This is a genomic window from Streptomyces sp. NPDC044571 (genome assembly GCF_040647115.1).
Lineage (GTDB): Bacteria > Actinomycetota > Actinomycetes > Streptomycetales > Streptomycetaceae > Streptomyces.
Genome location: NZ_JBEZBN010000067.1, coordinates 15,217 through 31,073, shown reverse-complemented (window position 1 = coordinate 31,073; position 15,857 = coordinate 15,217). Strand labels below are relative to the sequence as shown.

Here is a 15,857-nt window from a genome sequence, read left to right as displayed (position 1 = left end):
GCTACGAGAAGACCGCCACCATCTACCTGGCCGGGCTCCACATCGCGGGCATCTTCCTCTGGTCCGCCCGGTGATCCAAACGAAACTGCCTAGGCGGTACCGGCCACTCATGCCGCCTCCACCCACGCGTAGTCCCTGGCCGCACGGCGCAGGTCGACGAGGTCGGCGTACGAGTGGCCGGGCTCCGTCCAGTAGGGGTGGGCGTAGAGCCGACGCAGGCCCTCGATCAGTTGGTGCCGCAGGTCGGTGGTGTGGCCGCCGCGTGGCTGTGCGAGAGCGGTGTAGGTCCGGATGACCTGGACCTGGGTGAGCAGAAGATCGTCGGGGAAAGCTGTTCGCGCCATGGCTCGATTAGGCCACTTGTTCGATTTCCCGCGCAAGTCGATCCCCGCCCCGGCGCACCAGCACATCTGTGCGGACGGGTCACCCTGATGACCCTGCCGCCGCCGCTGGATCCGATGCCGGCCCGGGCCGGTTCACGATCGTGCCCGTCTGCCTCCGGATCCGCTCCGGATCCCGAAGGTGACCAGCACCAGCGCGCCCACCAGCAAGACGACGATGCCGGTGCGCCCGGCCGCGAAGTCCCGTATGACGTCCGCCGACTTGGACCAGACGCTGCGGCTCGGGGCCGTCGTCGTCTCGCCCAGCCAGATCGACCCGTTCGCGGCGGAGGCCGGTCGGTCCTTCGACGCCTTCACGATCTGGGGCAGCCGGGGGTACGCCTCGTCCATCTGCGCGGCGCTGAGCTGCTTGGGGTCGAGCTTGCTGAAGTCGACCCCGCCGAACACGATGGTGGACGTGACCTGCGTGTGGCCCTCTTGGGTGGTCTGCTCGTAGCGGAACTCCCCCTTCTCGATGGACTGCACATAGGCGTCGAAAACCTGGCGCGGCCGCCACGGACCCTGCATCTTGGCCGGTCCGAGGTCACTTGAGTCGATCAGCTTGTCGAAGGAGGTGCTGTGGCCCTCCTGGTGGCGCTTGCGTATCCACTGGGCCACGACCCGGGCGAGGAAGGCCCGCCGCAGCGGCGCGTACTCCGGCGCCGTGTTGACCGCTTCCGTGACTTTGGGTACCACCATCGCCTGTTGCAGCTGCTCGCTGCGGGCATCGCTCTGGGGATCGGCCTTGCATGACTGCGGCAGACCCTCAAGGTGCTGCGATGTGGCATTGACCGCGAGGGAGGCCTTGAGGATGTAGAGCGACGCGCCGTCCTCGCGTACCTGTACGTCGCCCGGCACGATCCAGAGCCTGGAGGAATAGCACGCGTTCCCCGAGTTGCCGCGCATTTCCTTCCAGTAGCGCGCGCCGAATTCGGTGTGGGGGTCGAGGAGCCGGCCCTCGGTGCGCTTCATCTCCAGGTCCGCCTCAAGGAGTACCCGGCCGGCGTTCGTCTGGCCCAGATCACTGTCCATGATCCTGTCCGGCTCCGACGGATTGAGATTGACCCAGAACTTCGCCGGGTCCAGCGCGAGCCAGGCCCTCAGGTCCGCAACGCTGTTGGTGAGGGCGTCGAGGCCGGAGTCCATGTCCTGCTGCAGACCGGGCGTGGCCGGCTGCGCCGTGTACGAGTACTGCACGCCGTCCGAGCCCGGGGCGTCGGAGAAGTAGCGCATTTCGAGAGTGGAGAAGTCGATGCCGCCGTTGTCGTTCGAGCCGAGCGCCTTGGCGAGCCCGCCCGACAAGGATTCTTCCGCCGGGGGGCAGGGGGCGGCTGCGGGAAGCGCTGCGGCCATCGCCACCACCCCCCGGCCGCGGCCTCCGCCCGTTCCTCCCGGCAGGCGTGCCGCCCCGGTGTCACAGTCGGGCCGCAGACCCAGGGCTGCGGCGCGTTGCTGTTCCGCCGCCCGGCTCTTTTCCCTGCGCAGCTGGGCAGTGGCCTTGCCCATGACGCTCTGCGAGGTTCCCACGGACACCTTGGATTCGGGACTCCCCATGCGCCCGTACTGGGCGATCGCCAGTCTGTACCGGAAGTCCTTGGTCTCTTTCTCGCACATGTTCAGGCAGGGGCTGTTCTCGCTCGCCAGTCCCAGCGAGGACCTCGTGAGGATCTTTTCGGTGAGCTCCCGGGCTTCCGCGTCACTGACGCCTTTCGACATCGTCTTGATGCTCAGCGGACCGGCGGCGCGGATGCGCGCGAGCGGAATCTGCTCGGAGTGGGCGTCGTGATAGACGTTGCTCGTCGAGACCTCCAGCAGGCCACTGTCCTGCTTCGCCCCGAGCTCCCCGTAAAGCGCCTTTCCTGTCGCATGGTCCACCGCTTTCGCGGCAATGCTGTAGTCGTTCTTGATGTCGAAGTTCGCATTCGCCGCATTGAGTGCTCTGAGCATGTCGTTGCGGAACGTGTCCGCTCGGAACCATGACGGGATCCCCTCACCCTGCGCGGAGAGGAAGTCGAACCACTCGACGGACACGTTGCCGGGAGCGGAGCCGAACCTCATGCGCGCCGCGACCAGCCTTCGGCCCAGCGGATTCAGGAGCAGCTGCCCGGACGCTGCCTCCAGTTCCTGGTCGGTACCCAGATGGGTCCCCGGCGGGACGATGAGACGTACCCCGTTCGAGTCCGTGAAGAGCGGGGGCGCAGGCAGGGGCGTGGGCTCTGCGAGCGCCGCCGGCGACCCCGGTACGAGCGCGATGGCCGCCGCGCCGAGCAGGGCGACCATGCGGCGCCGGCGCCGGTGCGGCGCGCCGCCCCGAGCGGCCCGACGCCCCGTCAGCGGACTACGACTGGGGATGCGCACCGTCGTCTCCTGTCTGGCTGTCTTCGGGGACGGGTACCGTCACCACCGTTCCCGCAGCCCGCAGGTAATCGGTCAACGCCTGCCCCGGTGCGGACGCTTCGGCCCACGCCGCACCTCGCCTGAAGGCCCTGGCGCCGGCGGAGGCCAGCGCGCCCACGACCAGGAGGGCCACGGCGGTGGAGCCGGCGAGCGACGTGCCGCTCGTACACACGTGACCGCCGCCCAGGCGGAAGTCCTTGCCGCTGAACTTCACCTGCGGCTTGTAGCCGTAGCTGACCGAGCAGGCTGATGCCTGGTGCGGCACGAGGAACAGCATGAGGCAAGCGAGCGGCACCGCTGCTGCGATGAGGCGGGATCCCCGCGACATCAGCGCGCCGAGTCGGCGACGGCTCATGACATCACCGCCGCGTCGCGAACCTTCGTCTTCAAACGCAAGACCTTCGTACGCAATGGGTCAGCCCTCTCGGGATCCGCTTGCTCGTGCAGGCGCAGGCCGGCCAGCTCCAGTTGAGCGGTGTGCAGGCGGTGCAGCGCCAGTGCCGCGGACGGCCCGTACCGACGCCAGGTGCTCACCAGCGCCCAGAAGCGCAGCCTGGGATCGGCCAGGACGGTCTCCTCACCGGGCATGACGGCCACGCCTGCCGCCGCCTCGGCGGACAGGGCGGCCCGCGCCGCCGAGGCCCGTGCGCGCCGGCCGGCCAGCAAGAGCAGTACGGCCAGGACGATGAACGGCGCCTGGGGGAGCAGCCAGAGGAACGGCGAGACGACGAGGGTGTCGAACGCCGCGCCGACCTCCATGTGGTCACCGACCAGGCGCGAGAACCACGCCGCCAGCGTTTCGGTGGAGACCGCGCCGCCGATCACGGCGATGAGGGCGGCCCCCGCGATGAGCCCCCGCTCCCGGCGCTGCTTCCTCCGGATTGCCAGGCCGAGCCCGGCTCCGAGCAGCGCCCCGTACGCCACCGGCCCGCCGAGGAGGCCGATCGACTGCCGGATCCAGTACTCGAAGCCGCCTGACGCGCCGGTGATCGAGCTCAGGGCCCCGTACAGCTGGATGAACAGGATGGACTCCACGAAGGCGTACCCGAGTCCGACGGCGGCTCCCAGCACGAGGCCGGTCACGGTATCGACGACCTGGTGGCGGAACAGGAGCAGGACGACCACCACGCCTGCCGCGACGAGCATCGCGTTCACGACGCTCAGGTGCAGGACCAGCAAGTCGATCACCCGGTACAGGGACTTGGGTGAGGTGGCGTCGAGCAGCGAGTGCGCGTTCTTGACCGAGTATCCGTAGATGGTCGCGTACGCGAGTCCCGTGTAGGCCCGGCCCAGCCCGAACACCATGAACGCGCCCCAGCCGAAGGCGGCGAGCAGGGCCGACAGCGGGGCGCGGGCGAAGCGCTGGCCGTGGTGCAACAGCCAGAGGACGAAGGCCGCGCCGGGGGCGCAGGCGAGCGCAGTCAGGGGATACGCGGCGACGATGCTGAGGGCCAGCAACGAGAACGGGCCCAGCAGCGCTGCCAGCGTCGCCCACGTGAGCACCGCGGCCCGGCGGCCCTGCGGGCGCATGACCGCCGCGGCCACCTGGAGCAGCGCGCCCACCACGATGCCCGCCATCACGGCCCAGAAGACGGTCCGCGGCACGGAGAGCAGCCGGTCGAAGGAGGCGAACGGCCCTTGCTGCAGGTGTTGGGCCATCGACTTCGGAAGCTTGTAGAAGATGGAGACCGTGGGCTCGTCAGGCAGCACCTTGGGCCGCGCGACATTGAGCAGCAGCTCCACGATGTACAGCCCGATCATGAGCCGGGCGACCAGGAGCGCCCGTCCTCTCGCCACCGAGTCCGCGCCCGGGCGCCCGGGCGCGGCCGTGTCCGTGTCCGTGTTCGCGTTCGTGTCCATCACGGTGCACCGTCCGGGAGAACGGGTGCGCCGGGCATCCCGGTCGGGAACCGGGTGAGCAGGTCGGTCGGAAAGCTGGTGGGAAAGTGCGACGGAAACCCGGAGGGGAGTCCGGTGGGCAGGTCACCCGGCTGTCCAGGACCGGACGGGAAACCGGAGGGGAACCGCGACGGGAAGCCGGACGGGACGCCAGTCGGAAAGCCGGACGGCAGGCCGGACGGCAGCCGGGGAGAAGCGGTCAGCCCCGGCAGGCCGGGGATCTTCGGCGTCTCCGGGTCGTTGTGGCCGCCGAGAGCGACCACGAGCGACGCCGCGAGCAGCACCGCACCGATCACCGAGCCGATCACCACCAGACGTACCTCTGAGCGCGGTGCATTGCGCGCCACGTCGGTCACGGGATCCACCTCAGACACCGCTAGTCGCCATGGGGGCGCCTGCGTTCCCTGGCGGCCCTGACAAGGGCGGCGGCGAATGCTCTCACGTGGAAGGGCGACTTCATGGGTCCCGTTTCGTCGAGTGACGTGGAAGCGAGGGCGCGCGGACGGGTGGCCGGCACAGCCATGTTGCGGAGCGGTGCGCGGCGGGATGCAGGCTATCGGCGGGTAGGTGGGGAGTACAGACATACATCGGGTCAGTGCAAGGTTGGCGAAAACAGACCCCCGTCACCGGGCGCCGGGGCGCTCCCGCCGGCGGGCGGACAGCGCCTGTCCCAGCGCCAGCACGCTCAGGCCGAACATCAGGACGCCCAGGGGGACATGGAGCGACGGGACGTGCGCGATGCCCAGCACCACCTGCACCGAGGCGAGGACGAGGAAACCCGACGCGTACGCGATGGGACGGGCCGGCCCGCCGCCCGGCCGCCACGCCAGGATCGCCGCGAGTACGTACAGCATCGAGGCGCCGTACATCACGCGGGCTCCTGCGCCGTGCAGTGCCTCGCCGTGGGACGTGGACAGCAGCAGTCCGGCGGTGACCGCCTGGAAGAAGACGGCCGAGGCCTGCAGGGCGATCGCGACGTGCAGGAACGTGAAGCTGCGGTGTGCTGCCGTCGTCTGTGCGGCCATGGCACGGTCCCCTCTTCTGCCTTGCGGCGGTGCGTCGGTAGTGTCTCGGTACTTCGACGACGTGGGCCCGCGAAACGTGAGGTGAAGCGCCGCCCTCACAGTCCGGTGCGGTACTTCGTCGAAGCAGCGAGAGCGGAACCGGACGAGAAGAACCAGGGAGCGGTCGCGACCATGAGCACCCCATCCGAAACAGGGCAGGACCGGGCCGAGCCGGGCCTGAGCGCGATCGTCGGCGAGCGGCGGCACCTGATCAACCTCGCCTACCGGCTGCTGGGTTCGCTGGCCGAGGCCGAAGACGCCGTGCAGGAGACCTACGCCCGCTGGTACGCGATGCCACGCGAACGGCAGCAGGCCGTCGAGTCGCCCGGCGCCTGGCTGACGACGGTGGCCACCCGGGTCTGTCTGGACGTGCTCGGCTCGGCCCGGGTCCGGCGCGAGCGCTACGTCGGCGCGTGGATACCGGAGCCGCTGCCCGACCGTACGGAGTGGATCAGCGGGCCGGCGGTCGGCGGCCGGGCCGAGCCGGCCGACCCCGCCGACCGGGTCACCCTGGACGAGTCGGTGAACATGGCCTTCCTCGTCGTCCTTGAGTCGATGACGCCGGCCGAGCGCGTGGCGTTCATCCTGCACGACGTCTTCCGGTACCCGTTCGCCGAGGTCGCCGACATCGTCGGCCGGACGCCGGCGGCCTGCCGACAGTTGGCGTCCTCAGCCCGTCGGCGTATGCGTGCCGCGCAGGCTCCGGCGGCTCCGACGGCCGGAGAGGCCGGTCTGGTGCGGGACTTCAAAGAGGCGTGGGAGGCCAAGGACATCAAGGCCCTGGTCGATCTCCTCGACCCCGACGCCACGATGGTCGCCGACGGCGGCGGACTGGTCGGCGCCGTCCTGCGCCCGGTCGAGGGCAGCGAGCGCATCGCCCAGTACCTGATCCACATCGCCGACAAAGCCCCTGGGCTGGCACTCCTGGAGCGGACGGTCAACGGCAGGCCCGGCCTCGTCGCCCAACGCGCCGGCCTCACCGTGACCGTGGCGGCGTTCAGTCTCGTCGGGGGCCGGATCGCCCGCATCTGGGCGGTCCGCAACCCGGAGAAGCTCCGTCCGTGGACGGAGCACGGACGGACCTGAGCGCCCGCCGTGACGGGTTCAGCGGTGCAGCCGACTCGTCCAGTCCTGCGGAACCCGGCCGGCCGGTCCCGGCGCCGGTTGATCCGCCGGGTGTCCGCCCGGCGGGGTCAGTTCCGGCCCGGACTCGTAGAGGGCGTTGGTGTCATAGTCCCAGAACCACTCCTCGCCCGGTTCGAAGCTCTGGACCACGGGATGACCGGTGGACTTCCAGTGGGCGGTGGCGTGCTGAGCCGGTGAGGAGTCACAGCAGCCGATGTGGCCGCACTGGGCGCAGCGCCGCAGGTGGAACCACCAGCCGCCCGCGGCGTCGCACTCGACGCAGCCGGTGCCGGTGGGCGGGACGGTCGGATCGATTCCGTTGATGCCGGTCATACGGGCTCCTCGGCGGTCTCGGTTTCGGTGGCGGTCTCGGTTCCGGTGGCGTTCTCGGTTCCGGCGGTGGCCCCGGGGTCCGGGGCGGTCAGCGGCAGCAGCACCTGGAAGCGGGTGTCGCCCGGCACGGACTCGAACTGGAGGCTGCCGTGGTGCTTGTTGACGACGATGCGCCAGGAGATGTCGAGGCCGAGACCGGTGCCCTCGCCGACCGGTTTGGTGGTGAAGAAGGGATCGAAGATGCGGCTGCGGATGTCCGCCGGGACGCCGGGCCCGGTGTCGCGGAACTCCACCAGCAGCCGGTCACCCTCCCGTGCCGTGCGGACCGTCAGCGTGCCGTCGCCGCCGGTGCTGCCGATGGCGGACACGGCGTTGTCGATGAGGTTGGTCCACACCTGGTTGAGCTCGGCCGGGTAGGCGGGCACGTCCGGCACGGAGCGGTCGTAGTCCTTGACCACCCGCACCCGGGGGCCGATCTTCCCGGACAGCATCAGCAGGGTGCTGTCGAGGAGTTCGTGGACGTCGACGACCCGGTGCGGGGCGCGGTCGAGCTGCGAGTACTGCTTGGCCGCGTCCACGAGGTGGGAGATGCGCGTGGTGGAGTCGTCGATCTCGTCCATCAGCAGCTCGGTCTCGACCGTGTAGTTGAGCCAGCCGATGGCCCCCGGCAGGATGTCCTCGGCCACGGCCGCCGCGACCTGCTCCAGCCAGTCCCTGTCCAGCCCGGCCTGTACGAAGGTCGGTGCGACCCGCCAGCCCTCCGGGACGCCGTGGTCATCGAGCCAGTCGGCGAGCTCGTCCTCCCGGTCGGACGCCTCCAGCGGGCTCAACGCCGGCGCCTTGGCGATGCGTTCGGCGGTGCGCTCCTGTATCTCGATGAGACCGGCGAGTGCCTCGCGGGAGTACGGGCCTTGGGCGATGACGGCCAGCTTGTGCCGCATCTTGCCGACCCGTTCCCGCAGCATGGCGGTGGCGCGGACGGCCGCCGCGGCCGGGTTGTTGAGCTCGTGGGTGAGGCCGGCGGACAACGATCCCAGAGCCAGCAGCCGTTCCCGCTGTCCGATCGCCCGCTGGGTGTTCTTCGAACCGAAGAAGAGCCCCTCCAGCAGGTGCGCTGCCATGGGGAACCATTCCTGCATGATGTCCGCGAACGACTGGGCGGGCAGCACGAAGAAGCGCGTCGGCTCGGTCACCCGCATCGAGTTGTTGTAGGTCTGCGGAACCCGGTCGCCCAGATAGGCCTGCATGGCCCCCGCGTACACACCGCGCTGCGAGGTGCGGCTCACCTCGACGTCGTCGCCGCCGACCCGGCGGGACAGTACGACGGTGCCCTCGATCATCACGAAGAAGCAGGTGGCCGGGTCGCCCTCCGCGTACACCGGTCCGGCTTCGAACCGCTCCACCCGTCCCTCTGCGCACAGCCGCCCGAGCTGCTCCGGGGAGAGCTTCTCGAACAGGAACAGCGAGGCGATCTCCTGTGGGCTGCAGGGCATGACCTGCCCGCTCATGACTGCTCCAAGTACCGGTGGACGAGCATCACGGCCATGGCTCCCTCTCCGACGGCGGACGCGACGCGCTTCGCGGACTGGGCGCGCGCATCGCCCGCCACGAACACGCCGGGAACGTTGGTCTCCAGGTGGTAGGGCGGCCGGTCCAGCTCCCACTCGGCCGGTGGCCGCCCGTCCGGCGTGAGGTCCGGTCCGGCCAGGATGAAGCCGTGCTCGTCACGCAGCACCGTGCCGTCCAGCCAGTCGGTCAGCGGGGCCGCGCCGATGAAGACGAACATCCACTGCGCGTCCACGCGTTCGGTCGCACCGCTCACCACGTCCCGCAGGGTCAGCTGCTCCAGGTGCTCCTCACCGTGCGCCGCCTCGACGACCGTCCGGGTCCGCACCGCGATGTTCGGCGCCTCCTCGATCTGCTGGACCAGGTAGTGCGACATCGACGCCGTCAGGGACTCCCCGCGTACCAGCAGCGTCACCGACTTCGCGCCCCGCGCCAGGTACAGCGCCGCCTGCCCGGCGGAGTTGGCGCCGCCCACGATGTACACGTCCTGCCCCAGACAGGAGGACGCCTCGGTGAGCGAGGAGCCGTAGTACACCCCGCAGCCGGTCAGGTGGTCGCAGCCCGGCGCCTGGAGCTGCCGGTACGACACACCGGTCGCCAGGATGACGCTGTGCGCGGCGACCGCCGAGCCGTCGGAGAAGCGGACGACTCGCGCCGCCCCGCTGACCTCCAACCCCGTGACCTCGCGCGCCGTGAGGATCTCGGCGCCGAACTTGCCTGCCTGGCGGCGGGCGCGTTCCGTCAGCTGCGCACCGGACACGCCGTCCGGGAAGCCGAGGTAGTTCTCGATGCGGGAACTCTGGCCTGCCTGACCCCCGGTCGCCGACCGCTCGACCAGGACGGTCCGCAGCCCCTCGGAGGCCCCGTACACCGCCGAGCCGAGCCCCGCCGGGCCCCCGCCGATGACGACGAGGTCGTAGAAGTCGGCGGCCGGGGTCGTCGCGAGCCCGACGCGGGCGGCCAGTTCGGGTGCCTCCGGCTCGATCAGCACGGTGCCCCCGGGCGTGATCACCAGGGGCAGCCGCTCACCGTCGGCCCCGGCCGCCTCCAGCAGTCGCCGCCCTTCGGGCTCGTCGGAGGAGTACCAGCGGTACGGCACCTGGTTGCGTGCCAGGAAATCCCGGACGTGCGAGGAGTGCGCCGACCAGCGGTGCCCGACCACCTTGGTGGCCGGTACCGGCCGGTAGTCGCTGGAGCGCCAGGCGGTCAGCAGATCGTCCAGGACCGGGTAGAGCTTCTCCTCCGGCGGGTCCCAGGGCTTGAGCAGGTAGTGGTCGAGGTCGACGACGTTGATCGCGTCGATGGCCGCGTTGGTGTCGGCGTACGCGGTCAGCAGCACCCGCCGCGCGCCCGGGTACACCTGGAGGGCCTGTTCGAGGAACTCGATACCGTTCATCTGCGGCATGCGGTAGTCGGCGAGGATCACCGCCACCAGGTCGCCCCGCAGCTTCAGCTCGCGCAGCGCCTCCAGCGCGGACTCGCCGGACTCGGCGCGCACGATCCGGTACCCGGCGCCGTAGTGCCGCCGCAGGTCACGGGCGAGGGCGCGGGAGACCCCCGGGTCGTCGTCCACGGTCAGGATGACGGTCCGCGCAGTGTCGGCGGGCTGTGCCATACGTCTCCACCCCGAGTGCTCTGGGCGGGCACGGCGAGGCGCCCACGCCGGTTCCCGCCCATCGTATGTTCGATCGACGGGGACCGCTCCAGGTCGCAGCGGACCGTGCGCTCCGGGTACACGGCCGGTCTCTCCTGGTCAACGCACCCGCCGGCCGTGGTGCGGGCGCCGCCCCAAGACCTGCAGCGCGACCTGCTGCGCACACGGCGGCCGGCGCGCGCTCAGGCGTCGGCAGTACGGAGGAACGGACAGCGGCTGACGGTCGGCCGGGGGTCGCGCGCACCCCTCACAGGCCGACGACCTTGGCGCTCGCCGACAGTTCGTAGACCAGGGTGACGGTGCGGCGGCCGCCGGGCGGCAGCCGGACGTCCCAGCGGACGATGCCTTCGGCGTCGACCGCGTCGGGCGCCGGCGAGCAGGCGTCCTTGCGCAGGCGGACCTCCACCGCCGAGACCTCGGAGACCGGGATCCGCTCCCGTAGGACGACCACCCGTTCACCCTGCTCGCCGGGGGCGGAGAACCGGGACAGGTGCAGCTGCACCGTACGCGTGACCACGGTCCGCTGGGTGATTCCGGCGGAATCACGGGACTCCTCGGCGTTCCGCACCACCCGGTGGTCGTCGCAGCTGCCGAAGGCGAGCTCGACCGAGGCGCCGGGGGCGGTGAAGTCCAGCGTGCCGCGGCCGCTGAATCCGCTGCCGCGGACCAGGTCCACGGGACCGGCGAGCAGCGCATGGCCGGCCAGGTTGTCGAACCGCACCACCTCGGTGACCAGCGGGGACAGCTCGGGCGAGCAGGCGTACTCGCTGCCGGCGGCCGTGGTGAAGGCGGAGAGCGGCACACGGTGGGCGCGGCCGTCCGCGGGCACGGAGACGGGTGCGGGGGAGCGCAGCACCCGCGCCTCGCCGCCGTCGTCCACCCCTGGCAGGCCGAGCACCGGAGCCGGGCCGAGCTCCCCGATCTCCTCCTCGCGCAGCTCGACGTCGACGGTGCGCCGCTCCGCGGCGGAGCGGTCCCCCAGCGTCAGCCGGTCCTCGACCAACCGCGGTGCATCGGTGGCCAGCGCCGACCGGGCCGTCGACAAGGTCAGCCGTACGTCGGACCAGTCTTCGCCGGTGCGCTGCCAGACCATCGCGTCGGTCTCCAGCGTCAGGGAGTCCCCGTCGAGCACGGCCCGGTAGGCGGGCCGCCACAGCGCACAGGGCGTGAGGTGGCTCAGGCGCAGCCCGACCGGCCCGGCGACGGCGGTTTCCACGGTCAGCTCGATGTGGCCGACCAGCTCGGCGGGCTCCTCCTCGGAGAGGTCCATGGCTCGCCGGGCCGACGCGACTTCGACGGCGAGGGCGGCCAGCCGGACCTCCACGGCACGGAGTTGCTCGCCGTACGCGTCGCGTTCCCCGTCCACCCGGTCCAGTTCACGGGCCCAGCGGGGCGCTTCGGCCTCGCCGGAACCGGCGCCTTCACCGATGTCCCTCAGCACGTCGGCGGCGAGGCGGCCGAGCAGGTCGAGGCGGGCGTGCAGCCGGTCGCGTCGCCGCCCCAGGGAGAGCTGCTCCTCTTCGAGGGTGTGCACGCGGTGGCGCAGGGCGGAGTCCTCGTCGGGCGACGGCAGCGGCCCGCGCGGCGGCCGGCTGCGGACGATCCGTACGTCGAGCACGGTCGCGGCATGCTCGGCGGTCAACTCGGCATGGAGGGTACGGTCGACGGCCAGCGCACTGACCGGTCCGAGACGCAGCCGCTGGACACCGGCTTCCAGGTCGAGCACCGCGGTGCGCTCGACGTGGGCGCGGTCCTCCAGACAGGTGACGGCGGTGACGGGGAGGGCGATCGGCTTCGGGGCCGTGGACATGGCGTGTGTCAGCTCCTGCGGTTGCCGCCGACCAGGGCCTTGCCGGCGGGGAAGCGGATCTCGTAGCCGCCGTCGAGGGCGGCGGTGGCGCCGGCGGGCAGGTCCACCCGCCGGACGCGGGTGCCCGGGGCATGGTGCTCGGGCCCCACACCGTCGTCGGGGGCCGTCCAGCCGGCCCGTTCCACGATCCGGACGTCCGGGTCGGAGGTGACCGGCACCCGCTCGCGGACCTCGACGGTGACGGGCTTCGCGAGCCGGTTGGCCAACTCCACGTGGACCCGGTGGTCGAGCACGGTCGTGTTGTTGCGCAGGCCCGAGGTCGACTCGTGGAGGTTCGTACGGCGGACGACCCGGATGCCCTCGGCCGGTCCGAGCCCCACCCGGCGGACACCGCCGGGCGCGAGCGTGGGCAGCGCGGTGGTCAGCAGGAAGTCGTCGTCGACGGTGACCTCCACCGGGCCGGCCAGCAGAGCCTGGTCGGTCGCGTTGGAGAGCACCAACTCGGCGTACACGGTCTGCTCGACGGACGGCACGCAGAGGTACTCGGTGCGTACGGCGACCGGAAGCGCGGCGACGGTGACGGTGTGCCAGGTGCCGTCCGACGGGATGTCGGCGCGGGCGGCCGCATCGAAGCGGTGGTCGAACGAACCCGCCGACTCGCGGGGCCGCACGGCGTGCCCGGGCAGCGGCAGCGCCGCCACCGCCTCGGCGCGGCGCCGGTGCTCGGCCGCGGCCGCGCCGAGGGGAGGCTCGGGGAACAGCCGGCCTTTGCGACCGCCGTGCTCGTCGGGGCCGCACAGGACGAGGGCGGCGTAGTCGAGTTCGGCGCCGCTCGGCTGCGGCGGACCGGCCGCCGGCGGCGGGGGCGGGGGCTGGGGCGGTGCGGCCGCTCCGGGAGCCGCCGGTGCCATGGGGGCGGGGGCGCCCGCGAAGGACCCGCCGCCGGTACGCGACCTGCCGGCCGGTCGCGCGGGGGCCGACTGCGCGAGGGCGGCCGGCCCGCCGCCGAAGAGCGCGGGGGAGGGGGCGTACGCACTGCCGGGCGCCGCCGGAGGCGCCGGCGCCGGCGGCGGCCCGCCGTAGCCCTGCGGTGCCGGCGGAGGCGGCGGTGGAGGTACGGGACCGGATGCGGCGCCGGCCGCGCCGGCCACGGGCGCGGGGCCGGCCCCGACCGGCGCGGGCGCGGCGATCGGAGCCGGGCGAGGGCCGGCCGCCTCGTACCCGGCGAACAGGTCGGCGAGCCCCGCCGGAGGCTCGCGCCAGCCGGTGGGCGCGGGGGCGGGCTGACGGCGGCCGATCCGGATCGAACGGAGCTTCGGCAGGTCGGTGCGGCGCCGAAGGTCGGCGGTGGCCAGGGCGATGCGCACGCCGGTCCAGTCCTCGCCGGTGCGTTGCGCGACGGAGGCGCGCATCACCAGGCGGCCCGTGCCGTCACCCTGACGGTGGGTGAGACGGTAAGCCGGCACCCAGACGGCGCCCGGCACCCCGTACTCCAGCTCCAACTCCAGCTCGGCGTCACCGGCGCCGTCGAGGGTGAGGACCGCGCAGACCGTGGTCTCGACGTGCGCGGACGGGGCGTCGGTGGAGGCGCGGGCGAGCCTGTCCGCGGCGACGGTGAGCTCGTGCTCGACACCGCGCAGCGCCTCCTCCAGCTCGACGAGGCGGGTGTGCAGTCCCGTCAGCCGCTCGTCGACGAAGTCGGCGAGCTCCAGCCAGGCGTCGACCGGGGTGCGCCGGTGCGGGTCCTCGCGCCGACGGGCGGGCGGCACCGGGTGCAGGGCCCTGACCTCATCGATCAGGCCCAGCTGCCGGTCCCGGCGTCCCTGCGCCGCCGCGTACTCCTCGCGCAGCCGCTCGACCTCGCTCCGCAACCCGTCGGGTGCGCGGGTGCCGAGCGGCTCGGCCTCCACCTCCACCCGTGCCTCGGTGACGCGCACCCCGGGCGCGCCGAGGACACGGGCCCGCAGGGAGCCCGGATCCAGTGAGCGGGGCAGTCCCGTCACCCGCACCCGGCCGTGCGGCGGCACGCTGCCCCGGACCAGGCGGCGGCAGACCGCGCCCTGTGCGTACACCACGACCGAATCGAGGGTCGACCTCCACCTCGGTGCCGTCTCAGTCGCCATGCGCCCCGCCCCCCCGCCCTGTTCCGTGCTGAGCGAAGCCTACGCCCGGGCGGTCGGCGCGTCCGCGTCGAGTCCCGATGTCGGCGGCCTGTCGTACGGTCGGGGCGTGAGCACGTCCGACGAAGTCCGCGAAATCGCCCTCGCCCTGCCGGAGACGACCGAGAAGGAGGCCTGGGCCATGCCCACCTTCCGGGTCGGCGGGAAGATGTTCCTGACCCTGCCCGACGACCAGACCTCGATGGCCGTCCGCTGCCCGAAGGAGGAGCGTGACGAGCTGGTCCTCGCCGAGCCCGAGAAGTTCTGGGTCGCGGGCCACGAGGCGCCCTTCGCCTGGGTGCGGGTGCGCCTGGCCGCTCTCGACGATGCGGACGAGCTCCGGGCGATCGTCGTCGACTCCTGGCGGCAGGCGGCTCCACCCGGGCTGCTCAAGGACCACCCCGGTCTGCTGCCCCCGACATAGCGGATGCCGTCTCCTGGGTGGCTGCCCAGGCGGCGAGGAGCCGCAGTGCCTCTGCCGAGGGGGAGTTGGGTTCGGCGGTGTAGATGGTGAGGGTGAGTCCGGGTTCGGCGGCCATGTCGAGTCCCTCGTAGGCGAGGGTGAGTTCGCCGACGACGGTGTGCCGGAACCGCTTGAAGCCGGTCCCGTGGTGGCGGACGTCGTGGGCGCCCCAGCGGGTGCGGAAGGCGTCGCTGCGGGTGGAGAGTTCGCCGACGAGGTCGTGGAGTTCCTTGTCGTGGGGGTTTCGGCCGGCTTCGGTGCGCAGGATGGCGACGGCGGTGTCGGCGGCGAGGTCCCAGTCGGGGTAGAAGCGGCGGGAGTCGGGGCCGAGGAAAGTGAAGCGGGCGAGGTTCGCCTGGTTGTGCGGATCGGCGTAGACGTCGTGGTAGAAGGCGCGGGCGAGGAGGTTGGCGGCCAGGAGGTCCATCCGGCCGTTGCGGACGAAGGCGGGTCCTTCGGTGACCGCGTCGAGGGTCCACTGGAGGCTGGCGTGCGGCGTCCAGCGTTTCGGTGAGCGCCGCCGGGGTCGGGCGAGCGCGTCGCTGCCGTCGGCGGCCTGCGCCAGGTTGAACAGGTGGGCGCGTTCGGCCTCGTCGAGCTGGAGGGCGCGGGCGACGGCGTCCAGGACGCCGGTCGAGACGCCCGCGAGGGCTCCGCGTTCGACTTTGGCGTAGTACTCGACGCTGACGTCGGCGAGCGCCGCGACTTCGCTGCGGCGCAGTCCGGGGACCCGGCGCTTGGGGCCGGCGGGCAGTCCGGCCTGTTCGGGGCTGATCTTTGCGCGCCGCGAGACGAGGAACTCGCGGACCTCCTGGCGATTGTCCACCCCTCGACCGTACGCCCGGTGCGCCGGGCCTGGGGTGTACTGCCGGTACACCCCTCGACAGGAACTCCCTCGCCGCTGTGAACAGCGGTTTCCTTGATTGCGGCGACCTTCCCGCAGTTCCCGTACAAGGCAGGGGCCGGTCGCCGCCGGTCCGGTGCACGGGCTGTGCGTGCCCGCGAGT

General features: G+C 72.0%; 14 protein-coding genes. 2 read left to right on the top strand and 12 right to left on the bottom strand.

What is annotated here, in order from left to right; translation table 11 throughout:
• Nucleotides 1-107: 107 nt before the first annotated feature.
• The 6 genes from AB0B01_RS27035 to AB0B01_RS27010 form a co-directional block, all read right to left on the bottom strand.
• On the bottom strand, nucleotides 108-344 hold the full coding sequence (locus AB0B01_RS27035) for a hypothetical protein (protein WP_361724261.1): 237 nt from the start codon (nucleotides 342-344) through the stop codon (nucleotides 108-110).
• 132 nt (nucleotides 345-476) lie between these two features.
• Nucleotides 477-2,738, bottom strand: a complete 2,262-nt coding sequence (locus AB0B01_RS27030) for a hypothetical protein (RefSeq protein WP_361724258.1) — start codon at nucleotides 2,736-2,738, stop codon at nucleotides 477-479.
• The gene (locus AB0B01_RS27025; RefSeq protein WP_361724255.1) at nucleotides 2,719-3,132 is read right to left on the bottom strand and encodes a hypothetical protein; all 414 of its coding nucleotides are present in this window, start codon (nucleotides 3,130-3,132) and stop codon (nucleotides 2,719-2,721) included. Before AB0B01_RS27025 ends, AB0B01_RS27030 begins: the two co-directional genes overlap by 20 nt.
• Nucleotides 3,129-4,637, bottom strand: coding sequence for a PrsW family glutamic-type intramembrane protease (locus AB0B01_RS27020; protein ID WP_361724252.1), 1,509 nt, complete (start codon nucleotides 4,635-4,637; stop codon nucleotides 3,129-3,131). Before AB0B01_RS27020 ends, AB0B01_RS27025 begins: the two co-directional genes overlap by 4 nt.
• Nucleotides 4,637-5,032, bottom strand: coding sequence for a hypothetical protein (locus AB0B01_RS27015; RefSeq protein ID WP_361724249.1), 396 nt, complete (start codon nucleotides 5,030-5,032; stop codon nucleotides 4,637-4,639). Before AB0B01_RS27015 ends, AB0B01_RS27020 begins: the two co-directional genes overlap by 1 nt.
• A 267-nt stretch (nucleotides 5,033-5,299) precedes the next feature.
• A complete protein-coding gene (locus tag AB0B01_RS27010; protein WP_361724246.1) occupies nucleotides 5,300-5,701 on the bottom strand; it encodes a hypothetical protein in 402 nt (133 codons plus the stop codon).
• 171 nt (nucleotides 5,702-5,872) lie between these two features.
• Here AB0B01_RS27010 and sigJ point away from each other — a divergent pair, with 171 nt between their 5' ends.
• Nucleotides 5,873-6,826, top strand: a complete 954-nt coding sequence (gene sigJ / locus AB0B01_RS27005; protein ID WP_361724243.1) for an RNA polymerase sigma factor SigJ — start codon at nucleotides 5,873-5,875, stop codon at nucleotides 6,824-6,826.
• Between the two features lie 18 nt (nucleotides 6,827-6,844).
• Here sigJ and AB0B01_RS27000 read toward each other — a convergent pair whose 3' ends face one another.
• From AB0B01_RS27000 to AB0B01_RS26980, 5 genes are all read right to left on the bottom strand, one after another.
• On the bottom strand, nucleotides 6,845-7,198 hold the full coding sequence (locus AB0B01_RS27000; RefSeq protein ID WP_361724240.1) for a UBP-type zinc finger domain-containing protein: 354 nt from the start codon (nucleotides 7,196-7,198) through the stop codon (nucleotides 6,845-6,847).
• Nucleotides 7,195-8,706: an ATP-binding protein gene (locus AB0B01_RS26995; RefSeq protein WP_361724237.1), complete on the bottom strand. Its 1,512-nt coding sequence runs from the start codon at nucleotides 8,704-8,706 to the stop codon at nucleotides 7,195-7,197. The genes AB0B01_RS27000 and AB0B01_RS26995 overlap by 4 nt, the downstream gene beginning before the upstream one ends.
• Nucleotides 8,703-10,379 (bottom strand): FAD-dependent oxidoreductase, encoded by a 1,677-nt coding sequence (locus tag AB0B01_RS26990; protein ID WP_361724234.1) that lies wholly within the window; start codon nucleotides 10,377-10,379, stop codon nucleotides 8,703-8,705. The genes AB0B01_RS26995 and AB0B01_RS26990 overlap by 4 nt, the downstream gene beginning before the upstream one ends.
• A 286-nt stretch (nucleotides 10,380-10,665) precedes the next feature.
• On the bottom strand, nucleotides 10,666-12,228 hold the full coding sequence (locus AB0B01_RS26985) for a DUF4139 domain-containing protein (RefSeq protein WP_361724231.1): 1,563 nt from the start codon (nucleotides 12,226-12,228) through the stop codon (nucleotides 10,666-10,668).
• Between the two features lie 8 nt (nucleotides 12,229-12,236).
• A complete protein-coding gene (locus AB0B01_RS26980) occupies nucleotides 12,237-14,351 on the bottom strand; it encodes a DUF4139 domain-containing protein (RefSeq protein WP_361724228.1) in 2,115 nt (704 codons plus the stop codon).
• 106 nt (nucleotides 14,352-14,457) lie between these two features.
• Between AB0B01_RS26980 and AB0B01_RS26975 the strand changes: the two genes are divergently transcribed.
• A complete protein-coding gene (locus AB0B01_RS26975) occupies nucleotides 14,458-14,811 on the top strand; it encodes an MmcQ/YjbR family DNA-binding protein (protein ID WP_361724225.1) in 354 nt (117 codons plus the stop codon).
• Here AB0B01_RS26975 and AB0B01_RS26970 read toward each other — a convergent pair.
• Nucleotides 14,777-15,676, bottom strand: a complete 900-nt coding sequence (locus AB0B01_RS26970; RefSeq protein ID WP_361724222.1) for a helix-turn-helix transcriptional regulator — start codon at nucleotides 15,674-15,676, stop codon at nucleotides 14,777-14,779. The genes AB0B01_RS26975 and AB0B01_RS26970 overlap by 35 nt on opposite strands.
• Between the last annotated feature and the right edge of the window lie 181 nt (nucleotides 15,677-15,857).

Bases quoted from the DNA above. Each gene is read 5' to 3' on its own strand.
- AB0B01_RS27000 (WP_361724240.1), bottom strand. From the start codon at position 7,198: ATGACCGGCATCAACGGAATCGATCCGACCGTCCCGCCCACCGGCACC.
- AB0B01_RS26980 (WP_361724228.1), bottom strand. From the start codon at position 14,351: ATGGCGACTGAGACGGCACCGAGGTGGAGGTCGACCCTCGATTCGGTC.
- AB0B01_RS26995 (WP_361724237.1), bottom strand. From the start codon at position 8,706: ATGAGCGGGCAGGTCATGCCCTGCAGCCCACAGGAGATCGCCTCGCTG.
- AB0B01_RS26985 (WP_361724231.1), bottom strand. From the start codon at position 12,228: ATGTCCACGGCCCCGAAGCCGATCGCCCTCCCCGTCACCGCCGTCACC.
- AB0B01_RS26990 (WP_361724234.1), bottom strand. From the start codon at position 10,379: ATGGCACAGCCCGCCGACACTGCGCGGACCGTCATCCTGACCGTGGAC.
- sigJ (WP_361724243.1), top strand. From the start codon at position 5,873: ATGAGCACCCCATCCGAAACAGGGCAGGACCGGGCCGAGCCGGGCCTG.
- AB0B01_RS27025 (WP_361724255.1), bottom strand. From the start codon at position 3,132: ATGAGCCGTCGCCGACTCGGCGCGCTGATGTCGCGGGGATCCCGCCTC.
- AB0B01_RS27010 (WP_361724246.1), bottom strand. From the start codon at position 5,701: ATGGCCGCACAGACGACGGCAGCACACCGCAGCTTCACGTTCCTGCAC.
- AB0B01_RS27035 (WP_361724261.1), bottom strand. From the start codon at position 344: ATGGCGCGAACAGCTTTCCCCGACGATCTTCTGCTCACCCAGGTCCAG.
- AB0B01_RS27020 (WP_361724252.1), bottom strand. From the start codon at position 4,637: ATGGACACGAACGCGAACACGGACACGGACACGGCCGCGCCCGGGCGC.